This window comes from Sphingobacterium sp. GVS05A, assembly GCF_019969845.1.
In the GTDB taxonomy this organism is placed as follows: domain Bacteria; phylum Bacteroidota; class Bacteroidia; order Sphingobacteriales; family Sphingobacteriaceae; genus Sphingobacterium.
In genome coordinates this window covers 1-475 of record NZ_JAHXYR010000018.1, presented here as the reverse complement: position 1 = coordinate 475, position 475 = coordinate 1, and the positions used below count along the sequence as shown (strand labels likewise).

Here is a 475-nt window from a genome sequence, read left to right as displayed (position 1 = left end):
GTGCTGATGCGCTCGATCCTCGGGCTGCGCGTGCCGGATGAAGGGCAGATCGAGGTGCTCGGCCGCGATGCGCGCGCCGACGATCCCGAGAGCCGCCTGCACATCGAGCGCAACACCGGCGTGCTGTTCCAGGACGGCGCCCTGTTCTCGTCGCTGACCGTCGGCGAGAACGTGCAGGTGCCACTGAAGGAACACCACCGCGAACTGCCCGAGCGCTGGCATTACGAACTGGCACTGCTGAAGGTGAAACTGGCCGGCCTGCCCGCCGATGCCATCAACAAGCTGCCCTCGCAGCTGTCCGGCGGCATGCGCAAGCGCGCCGGCCTGGCACGTGCGCTGGCGCTGGATCCCCCCCTGCTGTTCCTGGATGAGCCGACCGCCGGCCTGGACCCGATCGGTGCGGCGGCGTTCGATCGCCTGATCAAGACCCTGCAGGAAGCGCTGGGGCTGACCGTGTTCCTGATCACCCACGACC

Annotated in this window: 1 protein-coding gene; it reads left to right on the top strand. The window is 68.4% G+C overall.

The annotated features are described in order from the left end of the window. On the top strand, positions 1-475 hold a 475-nt coding region (locus LC454_RS26240), incomplete at both ends, for an ABC transporter ATP-binding protein (protein WP_223585389.1).